Genomic DNA, 24897 nt, shown 5'->3' with positions numbered 1-24897 from the left:
TGGAGGTCAACGATAACGCGGGGCGCCTGAATCAACCCGGTGCCCTTGGGTTTTTCGCGAGCAGGCTCGCTCCTACAAGGGATCTCATAAACGCTGAGATCCAATGTGGGAGCGAGCCTGCTCGCGATGAGGCCCGCAAGACCGCTACATTACTTGCCTTGGAACTCAGCCTCACGCTTGGCAATGAACGCCGCCATCCCTTCCTTCTGATCCTGCGTCGCAAACGCCGCATGGAACACCCGACGCTCAAAGCGCACGCCTTCGGCCAGGCTCACTTCAAAGGCACGGTTGACGCTTTCCTTGACCATCATCGCAATCGGCAACGATTTTTTAGCGATCAATGCCGCGACTTTCAGCGCTTCATCCAGCAGCTCATCGCTCGGCACGATACGCGCCACGATGCCGCAACGTTCCGCTTCCACGGCATCGATCAAGCGGCCGCTCAGGCACATTTCCATGGCCTTGGCCTTGCCCACGGCGCGGGTCAGGCGCTGGGTGCCGCCCATGCCCGGCAACACGCCGAGGTTGATTTCCGGCTGGCCGAATCTGGCGTTGTCACCGGCCAGGATGAAATCGCACATCAACGCCAGCTCACAGCCGCCGCCCAGGGCGAAGCCGTTGACCGCCGCGATGATCGGCTTGCGGCGGTTGGCCACACGATCGCTGTCGCTGAACAGGTCGTCGATGTAGATCTGCGGATAGGTCAGCTCCGCCATTTCCTTGATGTCGGCACCGGCGGCAAAGGCTTTTTTCGAACCGGTCAGGACGATACAGCCGATGTTCGAGTCAGCCTCGAAACCATCAAGGGCCTGGTTCAGTTCGCTGACGATCTGCGCATTCAGCGCATTCAGCGCTTGTGGACGGTTGAGGGTGATCAGGCCAACGCGGCCGTGGGTTTCCAGCAAAATCGTTTCGTAGCTCACAGGGGACTCCTTCTTATAAATTGCGCGAAATGACCATGCGTTGAATATCGCTGGTGCCTTCGTAGATCTGGCAGACCCGTACGTCGCGGTAGATCCGCTCCACCGGGAAATCGTTGAGGTAACCGTAACCGCCCAGGGTTTGCAGCGCCGAGGAGCATACCTTCTCGGCCATTTCCGAGGCGAACAACTTGGCCATCGACGCTTCGACCAGGGCCGGTTTGCCACTGTCACGCAGAGCGGCGGCGTAGTGCACCATTTGCCGCGCCACGGCGATCTGGGTCGCCATGTCCGCCAGGCGGAAGGCCACGGCCTGGTGCTCGATGATCGGCTTGCCGAAGCTCTCGCGCTCACGGGCGTAATCGCGCGCCGCTTCGAACGCGGCACGGGCCATGCCCACCGATTGCGAAGCGATGCCGACGCGGCCGCCTTCAAGGTTGGCCAGGGCAATTCTGTAGCCTTCGCCCTCCTCGCCCAAGCGATTGGCCAGCGGCACCTTCACGTCTTCGAAGAGGATCTGGCAGGTGTCGGACGCATGCTGGCCGAGCTTGTCTTCGACCCGCGCGACTTTGTAGCCCGGCGAATCGGTCGGCACTATAAAGGCGCTGATGCCACGTTTGCCGGCACTCGGATCGGTCACCGCAAACACGATCACCACCCCGGCATTCTGCCCGGAGGTGATGAACTGCTTGCAGCCGTTGAGCACATAATGATCGCCTTCCAGGCGTGCACGGGTTTTCAGGCCGCTGGCGTCGGAACCGGCCTGGGGCTCGGTCAGCGCAAAGGCACCGAGCATCGCACCGCTGGCCAATGGTTTGAGGAAGCGCTCTTTCTGCTCATCGGTGCCGTAGTTGAGGATCGGTACGCAACCCACGGAGTTGTGCACGCTCATGATGGTCGAGCAGGCACCATCGCCGGCGGCGATTTCTTCCAGCGCCATGGCATAGGCCAGGTAACCGGTGTCGCATCCGCCCCACTGCTCCGGCACCAGCATGCCGAAGAAGCCCAGCCCGGCCATTTCGCCGATGGCTTCCTTGGGAAAACGGTGCTCGCGGTCCCACTCGGCAGCGAAGGGCTTCAGCCGTTCCTGGGCAAAGTCCCGGGCCATGTCGCGGATCTGTTGTTGGTCGTCATTGGGGATCATGGTGAATCCTTAAATCAAGCTAAATGCGAAACCCTGTGGGAGCGAGCTTGCTCGCGATGGGGCCGTGTCAGTCAACTTTATTGCTATCTGACCCACCGCTATCGCGAGCAAGCTCGCTCCCACAGGGATTGGTGTTGGCCTCAGTAGAGGCATTCCACGGCCATCGCCGTCGCTTCACCGCCGCCAATGCAGATCGCCGCAACACCACGTTTGAGGCCTTTCTGGCGCAGGGCCGAAAGCAGGGTCACCAGAATCCGCGCACCGGACGCACCGATCGGGTGCCCGAGGGCGCACGCGCCGCCGTGCACGTTGAGTTTCTCGTGAGGGATTTCCAGATGAGTCATCGCGGCCATGCCGACCACGGCGAAGGCTTCGTTGACTTCCACCAGATCCACGTCATTGAGCGACCAGCCGGTTTTCTTCATCAACTTCTTGATTGCACCAATCGGTGCCACCGGGAACAGGCCCGGGGTGTCGGCGAACGCAGCGTGGCCATGAATCACCGCCAAGGGTTTCAGGCCTTGTTTCTGTGCCTGGGACTGGCGCATCAGCACCAGCGCGGCGGCACCGTCGGAGATCGAACTGGAGTTGGCCGCCGTCACCGTACCGCCTTCGCGGAACGCCGGCTTCAGCGAAGCAATCTTGTCCAGCCTGGCCTTTGGCGGCTGCTCGTCGTTGCTGATCACCACCTGCTCTTTGCCGACCGTCACGGTCAGCGGCACGATTTCGGCCTTGAAGCTGCCGTCCTTGATCGCCTGTTGCGCGCGAGTGGTCGAGGCAATGGCAAACGCGTCCTGGGCTTCACGGCTGAAGCCGTTGGTTTCGGCGCACTCTTCGGCGAAGGTGCCCATCAGGCGGCCCTTGTCGTAGGCGTCTTCGAGGCCGTCCAGGAACATCGAGTCCTGCACCCGACCATGGCCCATGCGGTATCCGGCACGGGCGCGATCCAGCAGGTAAGGCGCGTTGGACATGCTTTCCATGCCACCGGCAACCACCACGTCGGCGCTGCCCGCCAGCAGCATGTCATGGGCCAGAATCGCCGCTTCCATGCCGGAGCCGCACATCTTGTTCAGGGTGGTGCAGCGGGTCGATTTATCCAGCCCCGCGCCCAGCGCCGCCTGACGCGCAGGGGCCTGGCCAAGGCCTGCCGGCAGCACGCAACCGAACAGCACTTCGTCGACGCTATCACTGGCAACACCGGCACGTTCGACGGCGGCCTTGATGGCGGCCGCACCGAGTTGCGGTGCGGTCAGGCTTTTCAGTTCGCCCTGGAAACCGCCCATCGGGGTGCGGACGGCGCTGACGATAACAATTGGATCGTTGGACATTGTCATGACAAATCCTCCTTACTTGGCGGCCATGCGCAAGGCACCGTCGAGACGGATCACCTCGCCATTGAGCATGCTGTTTTCAATAATATGCTTGACCAGCCCGGCATACTCGCTCGGTTTGCCCAAACGCGGCGGGAATGGCACGCCAGCGGCCAGGGAATCGCGGACTTCCTGGGTCATGCCGGCCATCATCGGCGTCTCGAAGATGCCGGGGGCGATCGTCATGACACGGATGCCGAAGCGCGCCAGCTCACGGGCCGCCGGCAAGGTCAGGCTGACAATCGCGCCCTTGGACGCCGAGTAAGCCGCCTGGCCGATCTGGCCGTCGTAAGCCGCGGCAGACGCCGTGTTGATGATCACGCCGCGCTCGCCATCGGCATCCGCTTCGGTCTCGGCAATCGCCGCAGCCGCAAGGCGCAGCATGTTGAAGCTGCCGATCAGGTTGACGTTGATCACCTGGCTGAAACTGGCCAGCGCATGCGGACCTGTCTTGCCGAGAATCTTCTCGCCACGCACGATGCCGGCGCAGTTCACCAGGCCATTGAGGCCGCCAAAGGCCTTGACCGTTGCCTGCACGGCTGCTTCGGCCGCGGCTTCGTTGCTGATGTCCGCCACCACGCTTTGTGCACCAAGGCGCTGGGCCTGGGCTGCAACGGCTTCGGCGTTCATGTCCACCAGCATCACTTTGGCACCGGCGGCGACCAGCACCTCGGCGGTGGCGGCACCGAGGCCGGAAGCGCCACCGGTGACGATAAAAATCTTGTTCTGGATCTGCATCATTATTTCCCTGGATTCAAGCTGGAAGGTTCTTCGCCGCGGCCTCTTGAGCCTTGGCGATTTCCTGGTTGCGCAAGATAAAGCGCTGCAATTTGCCGCTGGGGGTTTTCGGCAATTCGCTGACAAATTCGATTTCACGGGGGTACGAGTGCGCCGCCAGACGCTTGCGCACGTGCTGGCGCAGCTCTTCGGCCAACTCGGAGGCGGCACGGTATTGCGGGCTGAGCACGACGAACGCCTTGACCAGTTCGGTGCGCTCCGGATCGGGCTTGCCGACCACGGCGGCCTCGACCACGGCCGGGTGTTCGATCAGCGCACTTTCCACGTCGAAGGGACCTACCCGGTAGCCGGAGGTGGTGATCACGTCATCACTGCGACCGACGAAGCTGATGCTGCCGTCCGGGTTCCACTCCACGGTGTCGCCACTCAAGTAGTAGTTGCCGACAAAGGCCTTGGTCGGCCCGCCTTCGTAGCCGGCGAACCAGCACATCGGCGACTGGCTGCGGTCGATAGCCAGGATGCCCGGCTGCCCAACGCCGAGTTCCTTGTACTCGTCATCCAGCACCACAATGCGGTGGCCCGGCGAGGCAAAACCGGCGGCGCCCATGTGAATCGGGTGCTCCAGGCCGTGGTGGTTGCACAGCACCATGCCCAGTTCGGTCTGGCCGTAGTGGTCGTGGATGACCACGTCGAGGTTATCGGCGAACCATCGGATCACTTCCGGGTTCAGCGGCTCGCCGGCGCTGCTGACGATACGCAGCTTGCCCTTGATCGACTTGGCGAATTCATCGCCGCCGGCAATCAGCAAGCGGTAGGCCGTGGGCGAACCGGTGAGGTTGGTGATCCCGTATTTGTTGATCACCCGGCAGGTGCTTTCGAGGGTGAACGGGCCATCGTAAAAGGTGATCGGATGGCCCATGGACATTGGCCCCGTGACACCGAAATAAATGCCGTAGGCCCAGCCCGGGTCGGCGACGTTCCAGAAGGCGTCTTCCGGGCGCAGATCCACGGCATCGCGGGTGTAGCTCTGGAACGCTACGATGGCCTTGAGTGGCACCGACAGCGCTTTCGACGGGCCGGTGGTGCCCGAGGTGAACATCAGCAGGAACGGATCTTCGCCGGTCAGCAGCACCGGTTCACAGTCGGCGGAATAGTTGGCCAGTTCGGCCCAGAAACTGAAATCGCCATGCACCAGGCCCTGCCCTTTGGCACCGGTGACAGTCACGATGGCCGGGCAATCGGCGACTTCGGCGAGTTTCGGCCGGTTCACTGCATCGGTCACCACCACTTTGGCGCCAGAGCTGCCCAGGCGGTGCTCGATGGCCTTGGGGCCGAATGCGGTAAACAGCGGTTGATACACTGCGCCGATGCGCCAGGTGGCGAACACGGCGATCAACAGTTCGATATTGCGGGGCAACAGGCCGGCGACCTTGTCGCCTTTCTTCACGCCCTGGGCCAGCAGGTAGTTGGCGAAACGCGCGGCCTTGTCCTGCAAGTCGGTGAAGGTGTACGAAGCACCAGCGCCATCGCGTCCTTCCCAGAACAGCGCGATGCGACCCGGCAAGGCATGCCGGTCACAGCATTCGACACAGGCGTTGAGGGCCGTCAAGTCGCCCGCGAGCGCGGCATCGACGGTGTGCTGATAATTGAACTGAGAAGTAGCAGACAAGTAATCGCGCATTGCCAGAATCCCACTGTGTTTTTTATTAGGTTGGGGGGAACCGTAATCAACAGGGAAATACTCGCTCTGCGCGGGTTACCGGGCAATGGTCAAAGCTATCAAGTTGTCTGACTGCTTTGGCCAAAGCCCGCTGGGCATCAGGAGGTGAAGCGCACCCCGGGCCTGGCGCGTTCGTCCACGGTCAGTTCGAACACATCCGGCCGCGCGTAGTGGCCGACCACGTCATAGTCGTAGCGGGCGCGCACCAGGTCGTCGGTGTCGATTTGCGCAGTGAGCAGCCCGGCACTGTCGCGCAATGGTCCGGCGAGGATGTCGCCCATGGGACCTACGATCACACTGCCACCGGCAATCAACGGTCGATCCGCCGGCCAGTTGGCGATGTCCAGGCCCAGGGCCTGGGGCGATGCCTGGACCTGGCAGGCGCTGACCACGAAACAGCGCCCCTCATGGGCAATGTGGCGCATGCTGACTTGCCACATCTCCCGTTCGTCCACGGTCGGCGCGCACCATACCTCCACGCCTTTGGCGTACATCGCCGTGCGCAGCAGCGGCATCATGTTTTCCCAGCACACCAGCGCACCGACACGCCCGACCTGACTGTCGATCACCGGCAAGGTCGAGCCATCGCCCTTGCCCCAGATCAGCCGCTCGGTGCCGGTGGGCATCAGTTTGCGGTGTTTGGCCACCAGCCCGGCCTGCGGATCGAAATACAGCGCGGTGCAGTACAAGGTGCTGCCGGCGCGCTCGATCACGCCGATCACCAGATTGGCCCCGGTGCGTGCGGACAGTGCCGCCAGCGCCTCGGTTTCCGCGCCGGGTACATCGATGGCATTGGCAAAATAGCGGGCAAAGGCTTCGCGCCCTTGCGGCAGGCGATAGCCCAATTGCGTACCAAAGCCTTCGCCTTTGGGATAACCGCCCAGCAGCGCTTCCGGCATCACCACCAACCCGGCGCCGGATTCGATGATTGCGTTTTCATAGGACAGGATCTGTTCCAGGGTTTCAGCCTTGCCGCCGGGCAAGGCGCCGATCTGCAGGGCCGCGACAATTGATTTGGGCATCTTGGAAACTCCATTCGCATCAGGTGTTGCTCATTCTCCGGCGTCAGGCAATCATCAATAAAGACCGATTCACTGCTGAATGATATGAACCAGATGAATATCACCGACGTCGACCTCAACCTGCTCAAAGTCTTCGAAGCGCTGCACGAAGAGTCCAGCGCCAGCCGTGCCGCGCTGCGCCTGGGCGTGACGCAATCGGCCGTCAGCGCGGCCTTGCGTCGCTTGCGCGAGCTGTATGGCGATCAGCTGTTCGTGCGCACCGGACGCGGCCTGGCCCCCTCGCTCAAGGCCAATCAGCTCAAACCGGTGGTCAGCGATGCCCTGAACAAATGCCGGCAGAGCCTGGCGATGGTCGATCCGGCTGCGCAACAGTACGAAGGTCGCTCGGTCACGGTCGGCATGTCGGATGATTTCGAGATTGCCTACGGCCGGCGGCTGATCGAAGAAATCGCCCGTTGCGCGCCGAAACTGCGGCTGATTTTCCGCCAGACCCACAGCCAGATCGTCGCCCAGGCGTTGATGGAGCGCAGTATTGACCTGGCGATTGCCGCGGGCGGGTTTGCCGAGCGGTTGCTCAGCCGTCAGGTGCTGGGGGAAGGTGGCTATCTGTGCCTGGTGGACCCGTCGAGCCTGGTCGAGGGCCAGCAGAGCATCGGTCTCGAGGAGTTTGTGGCCCGCGAACACATTCTGGTGTCGTCCGGCGGTTTTATCGGGATTACCGATGAGGGATTGGCGGCGCTGGGGCTGAGCCGGAGGGTGTGCGCCTCGACCACGCATTTTGCCGCGTTGCCGCACTTGCTAAAAGGCAGTCGGGCGGTGGCGACCATTCCGGCCCATGCCGCCCAAAGCATCGCAACGCTCAGCGGGCTGGCGCTGCTGCCCTGCCCCCTGGCGTTGCCGCGCTACCCGATCGAACTGGGCTGGCGGACCAGCACCCAACTCGACCCGGTGCTCTTGAAAGTGCGCGAGGCAATCGTCGCGAGTTTCGCCTGACAGCCGTTGTTACTTGTTGGCCGCCATCAGGCGATTGACTTCACTGCGCACCATGTTGGCGTATTCCGGCGGCGACATGCCGTCCAGTTCGGCGCGCACCCATTCGGCCCATTTGCCTTTGCGCTTGGCCCGTTCGCCGAACAACCGCGCAGCCTCACCCTTGGCCTTGCCCAGGTTGTTTTGCCAGAGTTCGAACAGACGGGATTTCTCGTCTTCAAGCGCTGCGCGCTCGGCGAGGGGTTTGTCGGCCAGATTGAAGCTCATGGGAATTTCCTGCTGCGTAAAATAGGCGACATCTTACACTGTAGGACGAAAGGTCCTGCGCCGGTTTTTCAGCAAGATGGCCTCCCCGGGCAAAATAGCTGCAACTTTTCCGACGACGGCAGACTCCATTGTTCACTGTCCACTTACCTGCAAGGAGTACTTCAATGGCCCGCAAAACCGCCGTGCAAGCCGCCGAAGATCAAATCAAGGATCAAGCCTTCAGCGAACTTCAAACGCTGATCGAAGAATCGGAAAAGCTGCTGAAAAGCAGCGCCTCGCTGGTCGGGGAAGAAGCAGAGACCCTTCGTGGACAAATAGCCCTGAAACTCCGACAGGCAGGGGATTCGGTGAGCAGCGTACGCGACCGCACCCTGCCCGCGGTCGAGGCCACTGAAACCTATATCGGCGGGCATCCATGGCAAACCGTGGCGATTTCCGCCGGGTTCGGCCTGGTGGTGGGGTTGCTGCTGGGTCGTCGCTAAGCACGCGATCTGTCAGCCATGAATCCCCCCTGTGGGAGCGAGCTTGCTCCCACAGGGGTTGCGCAAAACTTTTCCTTTAGAGACCCGCCAGCTCCCGCAAGTTCGCCAGCGTCCGGGCATCCAGCTCAATGCCGTTGGCCAGCGACCTAGCGCGCTGATGATGACGCCGGTCACCCGGCAAACGCTTCAGGCCGACACCGTGCATTTGCCGCACCAGTTCCTGGCTGCGCTCGGCAAAGCTTTGCCCCGCTGCCTTGTCCGGATCGATCACGATAAGCAACTGGCCAGTCCAGGGGGTCTTGGCGCCAGGGTGGTTCTTCCAGTCGAACTCGAAGGAAAAGTTGCCGCCGGTCAGTGCCGCCGCGAGCAACTCGACCATCATCGACAACGCCGAGCCCTTGTGCCCGCCGAAAGGCAGCAACGCGCCGCCCTCGAGAATCGCCTTCGGGTCCGTGGTCGGCTGGCCGAGGCTGTCTACGCCCATCCCTTCCGGCAAGCGTTCACCTTCGCGGGCGGCAATTTGCACATCGCCATGGGCAATGGCGCTGGTGGCCAGGTCGAAGACAATCGGCCCGCCCTCGGCCCGCGGTGCAGCGAAGGCAATCGGGTTGGTGCCGAACAGCGGCCGGTCGGCACCGTGGGGCACCACGCAGGTCATGCTGTTGACCACGCTCAATGCCACAAGGCCCTCTTCAGCGAAGGGTTCGACATCCGGCCACAAGGCCGCGAAATGGTGCGAGTTACGGATCGCCAGCACCGCGATGCCGGCACTTCGGGCCTTCTGCACCAGTAACTCGCGTGCCGCCGCCAGGGCCGGCTGCGCAAAACCGTTATTGGCGTCGACCCGCACAAACCCTGAAGCCACATCTTCGACCAGCGGAACGGCCTGGCCATTGACCCAGCCGCTTTGCAGCGTCGAAACATAACCAGGAATGCGGAATACCCCGTGACTGTGCGCGCCGTCGCGCTCGGCACTGGCGCAGTTTTGCGCCAGCACCCGGGCAACCTCGGCCGACGTGCCGTGACGCAGAAAAATCTTCTCCAGCAAAGCGCTCAGCGCTTCGAGTGACAGGTGTGACGGGACCGCGGTAGAGGCGTGATCGTGTGGCGCAGACATCTGAAGCTCCAGACTAATTATTGGAGGGGGCAACAGCGTACAAAGACCCGCCGATTAACAACGCGCGGCGTGCGAACTGTCAACCTTTCGCTCAGGGTCGATGAGGTATATCCCTGTCACAAACGCCCGCGACCCGTGCGTTATCTATTTACCACCCACGTCAACGCACCGGCTTTTAGTCTCGATGCTCAATCCACAGGCGCCTTTGAGTGGCACCTAGAACGAGACTCGACGATGTCTACACCATTAACTCCGCTGTTTTTCCCCGAGGCGCTGACGTTGCGCGGTCTCTGGAGAGAACTTGGCCAAACCCACGGGCTGACGCGAAGGGACTTCGAATGGTTCAGCCATATCGAACTGGCCACCCAGGCACTGCGCGACGAGCAGACGCCGCCCATGCTGGCGAAGAAAATCCTGCTGAAAATCCCTGGACTGGAACCCGTGGCGCTGGCCGGCAGTTTTTTGCTGACTGCGACGCCCGATGACAATGGCGTGATTCTCTACACTCCGTACGCGGGAATAAAAAAGTTCGCTGACCGTACGGCCCTGACCGAACAGCTGATGACGCAACTCAAAGCGGCCGGTGAAGACGACGACCTGCTGGCCTTCATGGCGCTGTCTCAACGCAAGGCCGTGGTGGGCGCCACCGACATCGAACTGGACTTTCAAACCATCGACGGGGACGTGTTCGAAGACCAGCGCAACACCCTCTCCACCCAGCAGCAACTTAACGACCAGGCCCTGCTCGACGAATTGAAAGCGCTGCCGTCCCTGACCTCTCTGCTCGACACATTGCTGAGTCAACGTCTGGCGGCGTCGTTTCCCGGTCTAGATCAGAGCCGGACCCAAGTGAACTTCTACCTGGCTACAACGCCAGAAAATGCGGGCGTAAGCCATCCGGCGCGACGCTGGGTCAACACCCTTTCCCTGAGTGACGCGGTACTCCTGCACTATCGCCATCAGCGTTGGCCATCCGGGCAGTCCCATGAATTTTCCCATCCGGGAAAGTCCCCGGCAAAAGCCGACCAGCCACTCTGGGAAACAGCCGTCACGACAATCTCGCGCCAACTGATCGGCCTGCTGATCGGGCAGCTCGAAGGTTACTGGGCTGCGGCGAGCACCGAAGGTGCATCGCGTCGCCAGTTCTTCGGCCAGGCCATCGCCGACCAGGCGAGGGTACAACTGCTGCTCAAGCGCGAAGCCGGGATCATCACCCCTGAGCAAAGCCAGGACTTGCACGCGTTGATCTCGACGGCCAGCCGGACGAACAAAGCTATGACGGTCGAAACCGTGCGTCTGTGGGAGTACCAGGCCAACTATGTAGAGTTGGCCGGCTCACTGATGGTCAGCGCCGGCAATGCGTTTCTCTACACGCCCACCGCAGGCCTGCAGGTGCTCGAGAACTATCAGGACTTGAGCGATACGGTGCTGAGCAAGTTCAGTGCGGCCGGTCATGAGGATGAACTCTATGGTCTGCTGAGCCTGGATGAACGCCAGCGTTTCATTGGTTTTGACCGGCCGAAGGTGACCGGGGAAGTGATTGGCGGCGCGATCTTCCCCAAGCTCTTCGACGGGATCATCAGCAAGCAACGGCAGAACATGGAATATGCCCTGCAGGTGTTCCGTCACAGTGACGGCAACGTGGACATCCACGCCCTGTTCGACAAGGCGCTGGATATCCGCTCGATGATCAGCGAGCGACTGCTGACGCTGGATGCCGGCGGACGCTGGAGCACACGCCCCGTGTTATCCGGCAATCAGCATCCCTCCACCGTGCTGGCCGATACAGCGGCAGCTTTCGTCAAAACCTTCCGCGACATCGAAACTCTGATCAACGCGGATTTTGCAGCACAACCGGTTGCGTCTCTGGCCTTGCAACGGGTCTATCTGGAAAACATGAAACCCCGCCTGGCCCATGCACTTGCCGTTGGCCTGCGTGGCGAGGCCAGCCTGCGGGTGCTTGGCGCAACACTGCGGGATGCGGATCGGGCCATTGTCGAAACAGTCTTCAACCCGGACCAGCCCGACCGACAAAACCGCCTGTCACTCAAGGGTTTCCGCCCCGATGCCTACTCGTTGACGCTGGAGCGCTCCGGCCAGCAGGATGTCCTGCCCCTGGCCCATTGTCTACTCGTGACCGAGCGTGGCGGACTCGATCCCTCGCATTCCGGCCGGACGATCCTGTGGACGCCCGCCGAGGGCCTGGAAGTCTTTGACACCATCAGTCGTGCACGGCTGGAACTGAACCGCCGCCTGCTCGAGCCGCAGCAACGCCTGGCGCTGTTGGAAAACCTGACCCCGGCCCAGCGCGTCTTTCACCAACGCTACTCACTGGGACCGTTGCGGCTGATTGAAGGGTCTGTGTTGGAACGGGTCGCGCAATCGTCCATCGAGCACTTTTTGGCTCGCTGCGAACACGTACGTACTTTCGACCTGAGCGACACGAAGCAGAAAAAAGCCCTTGAAGACCTGACCACAACGGTCCTCAACACCAACCTGGGAAGAGCCACGTCGATTGCCCGGGCGATCAGCCAGCAGCAGTCCCTGCCCGCCTGGCTGGGAATGGCCCCGCTGCAAGAGCAGCGACTGCACCTTGAACTGCTGGAGCAATACCGCCACAGCGTTGTTGAGGACAAAGACTATTTACACGGGACCAAACCCCTCAAGTCGTATGTGCAGGAAACACTGAAATCGTTGCTCGCCAGCCGCTTCCCCGCAACAGCGCTGGACCCTGACAATATCGAAATCACCCCGGACCTGGCCCTGGTCGGCCCCGCCCGGAGCCTCACCGAGTTCGCCTTGCAGCACATCAACATTGCGCAAGGCACAGGGTTCAAGGTCGGGTCGGCGACCACTCAAACGCTGCCCCGGAATCTGGATCAGGCGGCTGTCCGCCAACTGTTGCGATCACTGGACATCGCGCAAAACTACGCCAAACAGGTCACGGACAGCTTGTCGAATCAAGCGGCCGACGTCGAAAGCAAGATGTTGCGCTTCGTCAAGCAACTGCCCTGGCAACTGCTGCAACACGCACACGAACTGAAACTGCAGCAACGGCTTTCCGACAGCGCTTTCGATTTGCTTCGGCAAGTATTCGACATGCCGGACGCCATCGCCCGGGCGACCGTAGAAGGTGCTCACGCCATTGCCCGACCATTGGAACTGATCAAGACAACCGGTGCCGCCGCCGTCAAGGCGCTGGGTCTGTACCTGATTGGTCCAGGCTCGGGCAAGGCAGGCCCACAAATCCTCTATGCCCCTTACCACCCGGGCGGTTCACCCTTCGTTGAATTCAACAATGAGGCCAGCGTTGTTTCGGCACTCAACACACCGGGGCCATTGCAGGACATGTTGATACGTCGCCTGCCGGACAGTGAGCAAACGGTGTTTCGCAACCTGTTGGAGTCCACCGTCGGCCAGTCAAGCGAAATCACCCTTGCGTCCAACCCCATCGGCGGCAACCTGCTCACCCATTTGTTCCATGACAACACCCAACTGTTGGTGAAGATGCTCGCCAGCCAGTCACACGCTAGCGGTCAGTCGGACTGGGAGGCCGTTAAACACCTGTTCGGTGCCGGCATCGAGCGCATTTCAAGCCTGCTGCCGGGCAAACTCGCATACGTGCAGTTTCTTTGGAAAGCCTACAAGGATGCCCTCAATTCGGCCGAAGCCTTGCAGGACCATCACTGGATGACCGCGTTGCGCGAGTTTATTGCCGGGGCGGCGCAAATCCTGTCATTGGGCCGGCTGTCACTTGAAGGATGGGGCGAAAGCGCCCAGGAAACCGGCGAAGCCGTTGCTACACCGGTTGTCACCCCCGTGATCGCTCAACCCTGGTCGAAGATTCGGTCGACAGCAGCAATGCGCACCCGGCTGCAACCGTTCGAAACCACGGTTGAACTCAAGGACCTGGCGAAAAACAGCACTGACGGCACCTATGTGGACGCGGGCAGCAAGAAAACCTATGCCGCCATTGCCGGAAAGGTGTACGGCGTGAACAAGACCGGAGCGGTCTGGAGAACGATCAAAGGCAAGGAAGAAGGCCCCGTGTTAACGACTACTCCTGACAAACAATTGGTCATCGACCCGGATTTCCACACCGTTCACTTCGGCAAAGTCGTCTCGAAAATGCACAATCAGTATGCCAACGCCTATGTTGCGCGGGCGGTCCTGAACATCGAGGCCCGGGGGATGGACGAAATCCGGGCAAAGCATCCCGCTAAAGCCCGCATGATCGTGCAGGCCATCGACATGGCTCGTTATTATGCGTTCAACAGCCTGCACAATCTGGTGCAACTCAGGAAACTCCTCCCGGGCACACGGCTCGATACCTTCCTCAAACAGTTCTTTGATGTTGGTCAGGTCGACAAAGCACTGCTCGAAAAAATCAAACAGGCCATCGTCCCCGTCTGCAACGCGCTGGTCGATCCCGATGAAGACTGGATGAACTCGCAACGCTTTATCGTGGGTTCAAGTCGGGACCCGAAGGACAACCTCATCGCGTTTGTCGTGGACAAGGATCTACAGCGCAATGTCCATTTCACGGAAAAATTCTTCAATCAACAACTCGACTGGTACAAATCCAGCCTGACACAGCCCTTCGATGTCGACGGCCACAGCCAGGCCGCGACCCTGATACACGAATTCGCTCATTTGTTTTCCGGGGCCGTTGACATTGCATACCTTGAGGCCAGGCTGCCGTTCAGCGATCTGGTAGCGTCGGTCACCGGCTATGGCGCGGCAAAGAAACAGTCTCAGCTGGATTTCCAGCGAGAAGCCTTATCGATGAAAACGCCGAAAGAGGAACTGTTCGCACGCTGGAACAGTGGCCTGCAATCCTGGATCAGCCTGGATTCGATTCCGGATTCTTATCACATTGGCAAGGCCATTCTACGGCTGACGGGCAGCCAGACCATGGATAAGGCACGGGAAGCTTTTTTAAACAGGCAGGAATCGAAGTTCCGAACCGACGTCATTTTGCACAATGCCGACTCGATCGCCTTTTTGATCTGCGAAATGGGCCGGCAACTGGACCCGGTGCCGGTCACTCCGACCGCTGAAACCTGACCGCGGCGTAACAACGCGCAGATCCCCGGGTCTGCGCAGCACAACGGTGTTTGACTTGATGTTTTTTTCACGCACCCTATGGATACTGTTTATTCGACAACAGATGTTCCAAAGGCGATGCGTTGAAAAAAAAACAACACATTGATGGTTAAATGCCATGACTGATGTTCTCGCAGACTTCCCCCAAGGTTAGAATGCAGGAAATCAGGAAGGGCCAATGACCGACCACACACTTTCGGAAGCCGAATACGACGCTATCACCGATGCTGCCGCGCATTGGTGCATGCGTCTGCACGCCAGTGACTGCACCGAGCAAGAGCGCCAGGCGTTCGAGCAATGGCGTGATGCACATCCGCTCCATGCCTTCGAGTACGAAGCGATGCTGGAGATCTGGGATGTCGCCGGCGAGTTGCCTCGTCCCGAACCCGTCGTGCCGCTGGTTCGCCACCAACCCGAAACCCCGTGGCGCCGCCTGGCCATTGCCGTGGCGGTATGTGCCCTGGCACTGCCTTTGGCCGGTTATGGCGGCTGGCACCTGGGGTGGGTACCGAATGCGTACCAGCATTTCGAAGCGACCGACAATGTGCGTACCGTCACCTTGAAAGACGGCAGCCAGGTGGAGCTGAACCTGGGCAGCGAGCTAACGTACAGCAACTACAAGGATCAGCGGCAAGTCACGCTGGATAAAGGCGAAGCCTTCTTCAGGGTCAGCCATGACACCCGCCACCCCTTCGTGGTCAAGGCCGCCGAAGGCCGGATTCGCGTGACCGGCACCCAATTCAACGTCTGGATGTATGAAGACCAGGTCAAGGTCAACCTGATCGAAGGTTCGGTACTGGTCAGCAGCAACGCCGACCTGCAAGGCGACGGTTTGCGCCTTGGCCCGGCGATGCAGGCCAGTTATCGCCGCGGCGACTTCATTCCCCGCATCAGCCAGACCTATGACAATGACAGTTCGCTGGCCTGGCGCCAGGGCAAGCTGGTGCTCGACGATCTGGCCTTGAGCGATGCGCTGCCGTTGATCAATCGCTACCTGGACAAACCGTTGATGGTGGCTGACCACAGCACCGGCTCGATCCATATCGGCGGCATCTACAACATCAAAGAGATCAACGGCCTGGTAAAGTCCTTGCCGCGGGTCCTGCCGGTCTACCTGACCCGTAACCAGAACGGCAATCTGGTGGTCAACGCGATTCCGCAAATCTCCCCGAAAAGCTGAAAAGGCCGCCACCCTTGCGGATGCGGCCTTCAGCGTTCATGCAAAAACCCCACTACCTTACTGCGCGGCCACTTTGGCATCCTGCCGGCGGATCGTCTGCACCTGATAGTCCGGATCGGACAGGATCTGTTGCTCGGTGAAAGGCAGCACGCTCCATTGCTTCCTGGAAAAGGCCTGCGTCTGGTCCCGTGAATACTTCGAGGCCGGGTCGCTGGACAACGAGAATGCCAGCAGCCCTTTGGCCTGCGGTCCGTTTTCGTCAAAGGTCACCACTTGCAGATAGCTCGTGCCGCTGACCACTTCGCGCTTGCCATCGCTGCGCGGTACGCTCTGGATGGCATTGTAGACCCCTAACGTTCCCGGCCCGCCGTGGATCGGTGTCTGTTGTCCGCCGCTGCTGACCACCTGGATATCGCCCCAGCGACTGTCCGGCTTGAGTCCTGCCGCCTTGACCTGTTCAGCCGAAGCCAGCATCGCTGCCCGTAGCGCCTTCGCCACCTGCGGGTGATCGACTGCCAGACCCCGTGGGGTATGTTGCGGATCCCGCGGATCGAATGCCACACGCCATACGTCCGGCACCGGCTCCAACGCCTCCATGACATTCTGGAAGTGTACAAAGCCCAGACCGCTGCCCAGGTTGGCGTTGCGGTCCCAGGCCTTGAGGCTGGCGCACAGTGGCGCGAGCGTTTTGGCATCGGTACCGAGATCCGCCGCGCAGAATTGCAGGAGGTCCGGCATCACTAGACTGGCTTGATAAACCCGATCATCCATGACCATGTGTTGCAAGTCCGCTGCCTCGATCTTGCCGGCCTGGGCCAGCGCGCTCAAACGGTCCAGGGCAAAGCGCGATCGCAGCCCCAGTGGCTGACTGTCCTGACTGATCAACGGCGAATAGCCGGTCAGCGGTTGCGCCGGGTTGGCCATCCATGCCGAGTCGTTGGAGTGCTGGACAAAGTCCTTGCGTAGCAATTGCGGCAACTTGTCCGCTGCATAGATACCCTGTTGTGCAGCCTGCGGGTCGATGTCCCAGGCACAGGCGCTGTTGGAGCCGTCGAGAATGATCATCTGCAAGCCAGCGCGCGGATCACTGCATTGCGCCAGCTTGTCGACACTGACGTTGGGCACCACCGAGAGGTTCATGTACAGCGTCTGCCCCTGATCGTCCGCTGCCAGCGTATTGACCCACGGAATGCCCTGGATCTCGTGCACCGAAGCCTGGAAATCCTTGAGGTTTTCAGCGCGGTTCATTGCATACCACTGCTGCAGAACCCGGTCGTTGTCCAGATTGGCGTCGCGCAGGCTGTAGGCATATTGATGATCCCAATCCAGTTTTCCCGGCCATTGCACCACCGGACCGAATTTCGAGCTGTAGACCTCGTGGGAAATTGCCCGGACCTGCCCGTCCGCCTGCCTGACGTTGACGGTCACGGTCTGCTTGTCCATAGGCAAGGACTGGCCGTCGAGCAGGTAACGAGTCGAATCCTTGGGATCGAGCTGCAGGCGATACAGCGTGAAATGCCTGGACGAATCTACGGTGTGGGTCCAGGCCAGATGTTGATTGAAACCGATGTTGATCACCGGCAGGCCGGGCAACGCCGCGCCCATCACGTCCAGTTTGCCGGGAATGGTCAGGTGCATCTGATAAAAACGCATGCCGCCCACCCACGGAAAGTGCGGATTGGCCAGCAACATGCCGCGTCCGTTGAAAGAGCGCTCGCTGCCGACCGCAACGGCGTTGCTGCCACGGTCCAGGGCAAAACGCTGCATCCGCGTAGCGGCCACCTGGAACGCTGCCTGTGCGCTCGACGCCCGGGCCACGGCCTGGGGCGGCGTGGCACCAGCCAGGGCTTCGGCAAACTGGCCGACGCCACCTTCGACCAACAGGCGCCGGGTCAGCTTGACCAGATCCGACGTGGTAATGTCGCGCACCCAATCTCCCTGGCACTGCGGCGGCAATCCCTGGACGCGACGCTCGCTCAAGGAGCGGTTGTACCCCGCCACATAGCCTTCGACCAACTCACGCACTGGCGGGGTCTGGGCCTGCCAGAAACCGGCGACGGCTTGCGGAGTGTTCAGCCAGGTGAAAAATACATCGCTGGCCAGGTTCTCGCGCTCTTCGACGGTGAACTGATCCGGCCCGAAGTACCGCGAACGTTCACCGTTGACCGTAGTGATTACGTTGGCCAACAGGCACAGGTTGTCCTGGGCGTAGGCATAGCCGATGCCGTAGCCGAGCCCTCGCTCGTTGTCGGCGCGGATGTGCGGCACGCCGAAACCGGTGCGGCGGATCTCGGCGCTCGTTTGCGCAGGCGTATCGCTCGCGCTCGCCGCAAGGCTCAGCCCCAGGCTCAACCCCAGAGTCACACCCACCAGGCTCAACCTGGTTAACTGGCTGGAAATAATCACGCTCGCTCCTGATCGAAAAAACGATGGTCACGGCTGCGCATACCCACGCGCACCGGGCCTCCCTGTAGGGACGAAGCTCACTACAAAAATTTTAGAGATTACTGCGCAACGCCCCATGGTCTGACAGGTTGATCACGCGATGGCGACAAAATTTCTACATTCGAGCCTTCATGATTCTGGCTGCTCATACGTCTAATGTTGTAAGAGCGCCCATTTTTTCCTGATCAGGCTCTGAAAGGAGTTTTGCAATGTACAACTCGCAACTGCCAACGGACGGTAGCAACGCGCCAAAGGGTACTTCCATGGGAGTCGGCGTATTCGAGCCGCGTACCGATCGCCACGGCAACGAGCGGATCAGGATCCTGCTCAAAAGCTTTGGCCTTCGAACCAGTCTGATCCGTCTGAAAGTCATCGATGCCCTGCTGACGGCCGCCGAAAACGACCGCAGCCTTGGCGTGCGTGGCGTGCACAGCCAATTGCTGGACCTGGATATTCCCCTGTCCTTTCTCAGCGTGCGTGAAGTGCTGAAGCGCTTGTGCAGCGAAGGCGTGATTGTCCTCAACCCCGACAAGAGCTACAGCCTGCATCCCCAAGCTGCTGCCATTTTGCGTAACCGATGATCGAATGATCAGGCTTTGACCTTGCGGCGCATCACGCCATTGATGACCACCACGACCACCGCCACGCCAATGGCGATGTACTGGAACAGTTTTTCGCTGATGACGCCGGTGTTCTGCAACCAGGAAAGGCCAAACATGATCCCCAGCACCACCAGGGAGATCAGAATCGAGTATTTCAAACGTTGCGACTGAGTCATTGCGGGTTCCTGAATCTGAAAATGTATCCGGTTTGTATCGACGCGCATGCCAAGCGCTTACCCTGTTTCGGGGATAAGCGGCTACAAGCGGGGTCTCATGTTACAGCCGATGAAGAGTTTTGGCTTCATTACGGCGATAACCATGAGGACTTTCAAATGTTGCGTCGAATCACATTGCTGATTCCCCTGCTTGCCATCCTGACCCTGAGCGGATGCATTGTTTTCCCCCACGGGGGCTGGCATCACGATCACTATGCCAACCATGGCGGACCAGGTTACTACCCACATCGTTAACAGTGGCTCAACGGCCTGAATCCTTTCGGTAAAAGTCATTGCCCGGCTGGGCGCACAGTCCCACCAACCAATCGACGAACACACGCACCCGCCGGGATAACTGGCGGTGCGGCGGATAAAGCGCCGTCATCGGCATGCCCGGTGGCGGCACTTCCCTCAGCACTTCACACAAACGCCCCTCCTCCAGTTGCCGGATTTCTACACCACCGGCACCGACGCCCGCGAAGCCACGGCCACCCTGCATCGCGCGCTGGAACTGGGCGTCAACCTGCTCGATACCGCCGATATGTACGGCCCGCACACCAATGAAGAGCTGATCGGCAAGGCCATTGCCGGCAAGCGCGATCAGGTGTTCCTGGCCAGCAAGTTCGGGATCGTCCGCGATCCGGCCAACCCCACCGCCCGTGGCGTCAACGGTCGGCCGCAATACATTCGCCAGTCCATCGACGGCACGTTGAAGCGCCTGGGCGTGGACACCCTCGACCTGTATTACCAACACCGAATCGACCCGCAGGTGGCCATCGAAGAAACCGTCGGTGCCATGGCCGAACTGGTCAGTGCCGGCAAGGTACGTTATCTGGGCTTGAGCGAGGCCTCGGCGGCGACCTTGGAACGAGCGCACAAGGTTCATCCGATCAGTGCGTTGCAAAGCGAGTACTCGTTGTGGAGCCGCGATCAGGAAGAAAACGGTTGCCTGGCGGCCTGCCAACGCCTGGGCGTCGCCTTTGTGCCTTATAGCCCATTGGGCCGAGGGTTTCTGACCGGCGCGTTGAAAAGCCCGGATGATTTCGCGGCCGACGATTACCGTCGTTTCAGCCCGCGCTTTCAGGGCGAAAACTTCGTGAAAAACCTGCTGCTGGTGCAACAGGTACAAGCGCTGGCGGCAGAAAAAGGCGTGACGGCGGGCCAACTGGCGCTGGCGTGGGTACTGGCCCAGGGTGATTACCTGATTCCGATTCCGGGCACCAAGCAACGTAAATACCTGGAAGAAAACGTGGCCGCTCTGGAGGTGACGCTGAGCACCGAAGAACTGCACACGCTGGAAGCGGTCTTTGCGGCGAATGCCACCGCTGGCCTGCGTTATCCGGAAGAAGTCATGAAGCTGCTCGACCGCTAAGGGTCGCCGGCCCGCTCAATGAACCGGGCGGGCCGGGCAACAGGGCGTCAGGCTTCGTCCGAGAGAACAGTGCCCGGCCTCACCATGGGGCCGTTGCTTTTGCCATAAGTTTCCAGGTTTTGCAGCACGTAGATCGCTTTCTTGAACTCGGGAACCAAGTAATTGGCGTACTTGTTACCCTTCAAATTGTTGTTCTGGATGTTCTCCAGTTGCGTCGCGAAATATTCCAGCGCATTGAACTTCGCATCAGGGTCCTTGATGCCAAACCGGTCGAACTTGTCACCGGCATTACTCAGCGTGACGGCCGTCACATCACTGATCAGGCCGCGTTCTTTCAGTAAGACACTGAGACTGCCCATGGACTTGACTGAAATATTAGTGGGATCAAAACCCTTCATCTGCTTGCGCAATTTCATCTTGTCCATCTTGACTGTATCCAGTTCAACTGGATTGTTGCCCACCAGGTCAAGCATCTGCCTGACCTTGACGCTCTGGGGAACAGGCTTTGATCTGCTGGCGGTATCTCGAACCAACAGGCCCGCCTTCGGGGTCCAGGCGCCGGTATAACCGATAGTCATTGAAAACTCCTTCTTTTTGATCAAGTTAGAGGCTCAGAAGTATCGGCCGGAGCACTAACGCCACCAAACTTTAATTCAGCACTTTAACAATTTTCGTACAATTCAGATACATGCTGTAAAACTTCATGTTTATTGGACTTCGGAAGATTGATGAATAGTCTTTCAGACTTTTCGTACAGGGCGGATAGTTGGTTTATATCAACACCAATACTTACCCTCGACATTTCAAGCTGACAATTTTGTAATGTCCCCCTTATCTCCCTGACAGCGTTGATCTACCATCATTGAATGGCCTATCTTGTAGCAACTGGAAACACTCCTTGAATGCCTGACCCATAAAAATGGTCAGAATGCGTTTTTTGCCCGTTAGCCGAGACGAATCCCATGCGAAACCCTCTGCGTCTGATCGCCCTGAGTGCCCTGTTCATGTCTTCCCTGGTCCAGGCCGCCGACCTCATTCCGATCGAGGTTCATCGCGACGCCAATTGTGGTTGCTGCAAAAAATGGATCACCCACCTGGAGGCCAATGGCTTCAAGGTCGATGACCACGTAGAAGCCAGCATGAGCGAATTCAAGCAACAGCACGGCGTGCCGCCACGCCTGGCGTCGTGCCACACCGCATTGATCAATGGCAAATTCGTTGAAGGCCATGTCCCGGCCGATCAGGTCCTGGCCTTGAGCAAACGCGACGATCTGCTGGGCGTCGCGGCCCCCGGCATGCCCATGGGTTCGCCCGGCATGGAAATGGACGGCATGAGCGATGCCTATCAGGTCATCGGCCTGAAAAAGGACGGCACTGACGTGGTGGTTGCGGACTACCCCGCCCATTGATGTCCGGCGCGTACTTCGGATTGTTTTTCGCGGCATTCGGTGCCGCCACGCTGCTGCCGTTGCAATCCGAAGCCGTGCTGGTCGGACTGCTGCTCAGCGATCGCTATTGGCTCTGGGCACTGCTGGCGGTGGCAACGTTCGGCAACGTTCTGGGCTCGCTAATCAACTGGTGGCTGGGGCGCGGGATCGAGCGGTTCCGCGACCGACGCTGGTTTCCGGTGAGCCCCCGGCATCTGGAAAAGGCCCGGCTTCATTACCAACGCTACGGCCATTGGTCATTGCTGCTCAGTTGGCTGCCGGTGATCGGCGATCCGCTGACGCTGGTCGCCGGGGTCATGCGCGAGCCGCTGGGGCGCTTCCTGCTGATCGTCACCCTGGCCAAAGGCGCCCGCTACAGCGTGCTGGCGTTGGCGACTTTGGGCTGGATGGGTTGAACCTTCAAGGGCGGCGATTGCCTGTGATTAATGCCGCCCTAATCGTGTCGATCCAACATAGGCGGATTTTCCATGGAGCTCTCCCATGTCGCGCCCCTTCTCCCGCTGGTTACCCAGCCTGTTGCTGACCGCCGTCCTGCCCGTCATCGCCCACGCCGAAGGGCCACAATACGGCCCCGAGTTGCAAGGTTTCGACTACCCCTACACGCTCAAGCACTTCGCCTTTGATTCCCAGGGCCAATCCCTGCAAATGGGTTACATGGACGTCGCCGCCAACGGCAAGGCCAATGGCCGCAGCGTGGTGCTGATGCACGGCAAGAATTTCTGCGGCGCCACCTGGGACAGTTCGATCAAAGCCCTCAGCGACGCCGGCTATCGGGTCATCGCCCCGGACCAGATCGGCTTCTGCACCTCCAGCAAGCCGGCGCACTATCAGTACAGCTTCCAGCAACTGGCGACGAACACCCAGCAATTGCTCAAGGCGCTGGGCATCCAGAAAGCCACCCTGCTGGGGCATTCCACCGGCGGCATGCTCGCCACTCGCTACGCCTTGCAATACCCCGAACAGGTCGAGCAACTGGCGCTGGTCAACCCCATCGGCCTGGAAGACTGGAAAGCCCTCGGTGTGCCCTATCGCACGGTTGATCAATGGTACGAGCGCGAACTCAAACTCAGTGCCGAGGGTATCCGCAACTACGAACGCACCACCTATTACGGCGGTCGCTGGAAGCCGGAGTTCGATCGTTGGGTCGACATGCTCGCCGGTCTGAACAAAGGCCCGGGACATACGCAAGTCGCGTGGAACTCGGCACTGATCTACGACATGATCTTCACGCAACCGGTGTTTTACGAATTCCAGAACCTGAAGATGCCGACCCTGCTGTTGATCGGAACATCCGACACCACCGCCATCGGCAGTGACATCGCCCCACCCGAGGTCAAGGCGAAGATCGGGCACTACGACGTCCTCGGCAAACAGGTAGCCGGGCTGATTCCCCAGTCCACGCTGGTCGAATTCCCCGGTATGGGCCACGCGCCACAAATGGAAGAACCGGCCCGATTCCACCAGGCCCTGCTCGCCTGGCTGAACAAGACCAACCCCGTGCGTTGAAGAGGAAAGGCTTATGCCTGTGCAGATTGCAGTGATCGATGATTGGCAGGATGTGGCGCGCAATGCAGTGGACTGGTCGGCACTGGACAGCGTCGGTGAGGTAAGTTTTCTCCATGATTACCCCACCGATACCTCATCCCTGGCCGAGCGCCTGGACGGGTTCGAGGTGATCTGCGTGATGCGCGAGCGCACCCGCTTCGATGAAGACCTGCTGAGGCGCCTGCCCAAGCTCAAGCTGCTGGTGACAGGCGGTATGCGCAACGCGGCCCTGGACCTGAAAACCGCTGCCGCGCTGGGCATTCAGGTCAGCGGTACCGACAGCTACAAACACGCCGCGCCGGAACTGACCTGGGCGCTGATCATGGCCGCAACCCGCAACCTGGTGGTCGAGGCCAATGCCCTGCGCGCCGGGCAATGGCAACAAGGCCTGGGTGGCGACTTGCATGGCAAGACACTGGCCATCCTCGGTCTGGGCAGCATCGGCCAGCGAGTCGCGCAGTTCGGTCAAGTGTTCGGCATGCGTGTCATCGCCTGGAGTGAAAACCTCACCGCCGAACGCGCGGCGCAGGTCGGTGTGACCCGTGTCAGCAAACAGGAACTGTTCGAACAGGCCGACGTGCTGTCGGTGCACCTGGTGCTCAGCGAGCGCAGCCGCGGTCTGGTGGACACACAAGCCCTTGGCTGGATGAAGCCCTCGGCGCTGCTGGTGAACACCGCGCGTGGCCCCATTGTCGATGAAGCGGCGCTGATCAAGGCGCTGCAGAAACAACGACTGGCCGGTGCCGCCCTGGACGTCTTCGAGCAGGAACCGCTGCCCGCCCACCATCCGTTCCGGACCCTGGACAATGTACTGGCGACGCCCCATGTCGGGTACGTGAGCCAACAGAACTACCGGCTGTTTTTCTCGCAAATGATCGAGGACATTCAGGCCTGGTCGGCGGGTGCTCCGATTCGTTTGCTGGGTTGATACCGCGTCATCGTTCATCGCGAGCAAGCTCGCTCCCACAGGGCTACATTGGCGAACGCAGTAATTGTGCCCGGCACAAATCCTCTGTGGGAGCGAGCTTGAACTGGTCAAGTAATCCCGGACACCGGTTACGGTGTTTATGCCGCTTTTTGCTCCATGGCTATTGGCGACAGATAGTTGTTGTAGCTGTGGAGCCTGGTGCGGTTGTAGTACATGAAGAAGCGCACCATATCGGTTTTGGCTTCCTCGATCTTGCTGTAGCCACTACGAGGCACCCATTCTGATT

General features: G+C 60.3%; 20 protein-coding genes and 2 pseudogenes. 10 read left to right on the top strand and 12 right to left on the bottom strand.

All coding sequences use genetic code 11. From position 1 onward, the window contains the following. Positions 1 to 149: 149 nt before the first annotated feature. From KW840_RS13605 to KW840_RS13580, 6 genes are all read right to left on the bottom strand, one after another. A complete protein-coding gene (locus KW840_RS13605; protein WP_057714717.1) occupies positions 150 to 923 on the bottom strand; it encodes an enoyl-CoA hydratase in 774 nt (257 codons plus the stop codon). Positions 924 to 936: 13 nt separating this feature from the next. Next, positions 937 to 2064 (bottom strand): acyl-CoA dehydrogenase, encoded by a 1128-nt coding sequence (locus tag KW840_RS13600; RefSeq protein ID WP_057714716.1) that lies wholly within the window; start codon positions 2062 to 2064, stop codon positions 937 to 939. 140 nt (positions 2065 to 2204) lie between these two features. Further along, complete coding sequence (locus KW840_RS13595) at positions 2205 to 3398, bottom strand: acetyl-CoA C-acyltransferase (RefSeq protein WP_218495563.1); 1194 nt, start codon at positions 3396 to 3398, stop codon at positions 2205 to 2207. Positions 3399 to 3410: 12 nt separating this feature from the next. After that, positions 3411 to 4172, bottom strand: a complete 762-nt coding sequence (locus tag KW840_RS13590; RefSeq protein WP_057714714.1) for an SDR family NAD(P)-dependent oxidoreductase — start codon at positions 4170 to 4172, stop codon at positions 3411 to 3413. Between the two features lie 16 nt (positions 4173 to 4188). Beyond that, entirely contained in the window at positions 4189 to 5853 is a 1665-nt protein-coding gene (locus KW840_RS13585; protein WP_218495562.1) for an AMP-binding protein, read from the bottom strand. 137 nt (positions 5854 to 5990) lie between these two features. Continuing rightward, positions 5991 to 6914 carry a carbon-nitrogen hydrolase family protein gene (locus KW840_RS13580; protein ID WP_218495561.1) on the bottom strand — a complete coding sequence of 308 codons (924 nt, stop codon included), beginning with the start codon at positions 6912 to 6914 and terminating at the stop codon, positions 5991 to 5993. 84 nt (positions 6915 to 6998) lie between these two features. On the opposite strand from KW840_RS13580, the gene KW840_RS13575 reads away from it, so the two are divergent. Further along, positions 6999 to 7907 (top strand): LysR family transcriptional regulator, encoded by a 909-nt coding sequence (locus KW840_RS13575; protein ID WP_057714711.1) that lies wholly within the window; start codon positions 6999 to 7001, stop codon positions 7905 to 7907. 9 nt (positions 7908 to 7916) lie between these two features. Here KW840_RS13575 and KW840_RS13570 read toward each other — a convergent pair whose 3' ends face one another. Beyond that, complete coding sequence (locus KW840_RS13570) at positions 7917 to 8171, bottom strand: hypothetical protein (protein ID WP_007970091.1); 255 nt, start codon at positions 8169 to 8171, stop codon at positions 7917 to 7919. A gap of 164 nt (positions 8172 to 8335) precedes the next feature. Here KW840_RS13570 and KW840_RS13565 point away from each other — a divergent pair, with 164 nt between their 5' ends. Beyond that, the gene (locus KW840_RS13565) at positions 8336 to 8653 is read left to right on the top strand and encodes a YqjD family protein (RefSeq protein ID WP_090455397.1); all 318 of its coding nucleotides are present in this window, start codon (positions 8336 to 8338) and stop codon (positions 8651 to 8653) included. A 76-nt stretch (positions 8654 to 8729) separates the two neighbouring features. Here KW840_RS13565 and KW840_RS13560 read toward each other — a convergent pair whose 3' ends face one another. Beyond that, entirely contained in the window at positions 8730 to 9770 is a 1041-nt protein-coding gene (locus tag KW840_RS13560; RefSeq protein ID WP_218495560.1) for an Ldh family oxidoreductase, read from the bottom strand. Positions 9771 to 10004: 234 nt separating this feature from the next. On the opposite strand from KW840_RS13560, the gene KW840_RS13555 reads away from it, so the two are divergent. Together KW840_RS13555 and KW840_RS13550 are read left to right on the top strand one after the other, a co-directional pair. Further along, entirely contained in the window at positions 10005 to 14837 is a 4833-nt protein-coding gene (locus tag KW840_RS13555; RefSeq protein ID WP_218495558.1) for a dermonecrotic toxin domain-containing protein, read from the top strand. A gap of 217 nt (positions 14838 to 15054) precedes the next feature. After that, positions 15055 to 16056: a FecR family protein gene (locus tag KW840_RS13550; protein ID WP_218495556.1), complete on the top strand. Its 1002-nt coding sequence runs from the start codon at positions 15055 to 15057 to the stop codon at positions 16054 to 16056. A 57-nt stretch (positions 16057 to 16113) separates the two neighbouring features. Here the strand turns inward: KW840_RS13550 and KW840_RS13545 are convergent, their stop codons facing one another. Then, on the bottom strand, positions 16114 to 18462 hold the full coding sequence (locus tag KW840_RS13545) for an acylase (RefSeq protein ID WP_218495555.1): 2349 nt from the start codon (positions 18460 to 18462) through the stop codon (positions 16114 to 16116). Positions 18463 to 18710: 248 nt separating this feature from the next. Here KW840_RS13545 and KW840_RS13540 point away from each other — a divergent pair, with 248 nt between their 5' ends. Further along, on the top strand, positions 18711 to 19082 hold the full coding sequence (locus KW840_RS13540) for a hypothetical protein (RefSeq protein ID WP_056724565.1): 372 nt from the start codon (positions 18711 to 18713) through the stop codon (positions 19080 to 19082). An 8-nt stretch (positions 19083 to 19090) separates the two neighbouring features. Here the strand turns inward: KW840_RS13540 and KW840_RS13535 are convergent, their stop codons facing one another. Together KW840_RS13535 and KW840_RS13530 are read right to left on the bottom strand one after the other, a co-directional pair. Then, a complete protein-coding gene (locus KW840_RS13535) occupies positions 19091 to 19279 on the bottom strand; it encodes a hypothetical protein (RefSeq protein ID WP_090455405.1) in 189 nt (62 codons plus the stop codon). A gap of 301 nt (positions 19280 to 19580) precedes the next feature. Continuing rightward, positions 19581 to 19766, bottom strand: a pseudogene (locus KW840_RS13530) (LysR family transcriptional regulator); the annotation flags it as partial. Between KW840_RS13530 and KW840_RS13525 the strand changes: the two are divergent. Further along, positions 19761 to 20690, top strand: a pseudogene (locus tag KW840_RS13525) (aldo/keto reductase); the annotation flags it as partial. The pseudogenes KW840_RS13530 and KW840_RS13525 overlap by 6 nt on opposite strands. 47 nt (positions 20691 to 20737) lie before the next feature. Here KW840_RS13525 and KW840_RS13520 read toward each other — a convergent pair. After that, complete coding sequence (locus tag KW840_RS13520) at positions 20738 to 21268, bottom strand: hypothetical protein (RefSeq protein ID WP_057714702.1); 531 nt, start codon at positions 21266 to 21268, stop codon at positions 20738 to 20740. Positions 21269 to 21652: 384 nt separating this feature from the next. Here KW840_RS13520 and KW840_RS13515 point away from each other — a divergent pair, with 384 nt between their 5' ends. The 4 genes from KW840_RS13515 to KW840_RS13500 all read left to right on the top strand — a co-directional run bounded on the left by KW840_RS13515 (position 21653) and on the right by KW840_RS13500 (position 24611). Continuing rightward, positions 21653 to 22099: a DUF411 domain-containing protein gene (locus tag KW840_RS13515; RefSeq protein ID WP_057714701.1), complete on the top strand. Its 447-nt coding sequence runs from the start codon at positions 21653 to 21655 to the stop codon at positions 22097 to 22099. Beyond that, positions 22099 to 22533: a YqaA family protein gene (locus KW840_RS13510; protein ID WP_057714700.1), complete on the top strand. Its 435-nt coding sequence runs from the start codon at positions 22099 to 22101 to the stop codon at positions 22531 to 22533. The genes KW840_RS13515 and KW840_RS13510 overlap by 1 nt, the downstream gene beginning before the upstream one ends. 85 nt (positions 22534 to 22618) lie before the next feature. Further along, positions 22619 to 23644 (top strand): alpha/beta fold hydrolase, encoded by a 1026-nt coding sequence (locus tag KW840_RS13505; protein ID WP_218495553.1) that lies wholly within the window; start codon positions 22619 to 22621, stop codon positions 23642 to 23644. A 13-nt stretch (positions 23645 to 23657) separates the two neighbouring features. Continuing rightward, entirely contained in the window at positions 23658 to 24611 is a 954-nt protein-coding gene (locus KW840_RS13500) for a D-2-hydroxyacid dehydrogenase family protein (RefSeq protein WP_218495551.1), read from the top strand. Positions 24612 to 24897: the final 286 nt, after the last annotated feature.

Origin of the sequence: Pseudomonas sp. PDM30 (assembly GCF_019218985.1) — a bacterium.
Lineage (GTDB): Bacteria > Pseudomonadota > Gammaproteobacteria > Pseudomonadales > Pseudomonadaceae > Aquipseudomonas > Aquipseudomonas jessenii.
This window is presented reverse-complemented; position numbering and strand designations above follow the sequence as displayed.